Here is a 1,058-nt window from a genome sequence, read left to right as displayed (position 1 = left end):
TGCAGTATATTCAACTATGGTAACTCTGGCTACTACTGCTGTTGAAACAGCAAATAGAAATAAGTTGCTAGATTTTAAGTCCTTTTACTCATCAGTAAAAACAACAATGGCCAATGAAGGCTTTACTAGAGCAAGATTTGAAGGTAATGCTGTTAACCGTGGAAATGGTATATATGAAATAGTATCTGTTCCAAATGTAATAGGTTACCGCACAAAATCTGGAGTATGGAATACTTCATATTAAAATCCACACTAAAGGAAGTTATTGACAATAACTTCCTTTAGTGTAATTATATCCTTATAACTTATTATAAGGAGTGATTTGCTTGAAACACCTTTCAAAAAAAGAACTTATCGGTATTCTTATTTTTACACTTTTATTTTGGATTCCTCATTCATATTTTATAATCTCAGGTACAAACTTCACAAATAACCCTAATTCTATCCATTCTTCTATTCATAAAGATTTTAAGAGTTATTTTAATTATAAAAAAAATAATCCAACACAAAATGATGGTGAGCGCTATATAAAATATTCAGAATTACCTATAAAAACAATGATTGCTTTAGACTGCATTGATATTAAAAGTGATTATATTTCTACCCCTGATTTATTTATTAAATCATATTTAGAAAAAGTTCCTGATACTGATGAAAAAAAATTATATTCTGATGTTGATAATTCAATAAATAATTTATTTAACACATATTCAAAAGAATCTAATAAATATATTTATAAAAAAATCATACTTAGAATGTTGATAGCATTTTTATTTTATTTTGCAATGTTTTACATTTCAGCAATTGAATTTGTAAAAAGAAAATAGTATTTATATAACAAAAAAGAGTTACTAATAATAACTCTTTTTCTTTGCATTAATTAATATCTTTTGTAATTTCTAATATTTTTTATCCGCACCCATAACTATACCTCCTATCTAAATATCCTTATCCTTCATAAAATCTCTAATTAAATTCTCAACTACATCAGATATTGTTGTATCATTGATAATAGAATATATTTTTAACCTTTTCCATAGATCTTTATCCATAACTAA

General features: G+C 25.2%; 2 protein-coding genes. Both read left to right on the top strand.

Annotation, left to right across the window (positions count from 1 at the left end):
- On the top strand, nucleotides 1–244 hold a 244-nt coding region (locus KQI30_RS16835), incomplete at its 5' end, for a hypothetical protein (RefSeq protein ID WP_216464492.1).
- A gap of 82 nt (nucleotides 245–326) precedes the next feature.
- Nucleotides 327–827, top strand: a complete 501-nt coding sequence (locus KQI30_RS16830) for a hypothetical protein (protein ID WP_216464491.1) — start codon at nucleotides 327–329, stop codon at nucleotides 825–827.
- The last annotated feature ends 231 nt before the right edge of the window (nucleotides 828–1,058 follow it).

Origin of the sequence: Clostridium bornimense (genome assembly GCF_018917145.1) — a bacterium.
In the GTDB taxonomy this organism is placed as follows: Bacteria; Bacillota; Clostridia; order Clostridiales; family Clostridiaceae; genus Clostridium_AN; species Clostridium_AN bornimense_A.
Note: the sequence above shows the minus strand (reverse complement) of the source record. Positions and strands in the feature narration are given on the sequence as shown.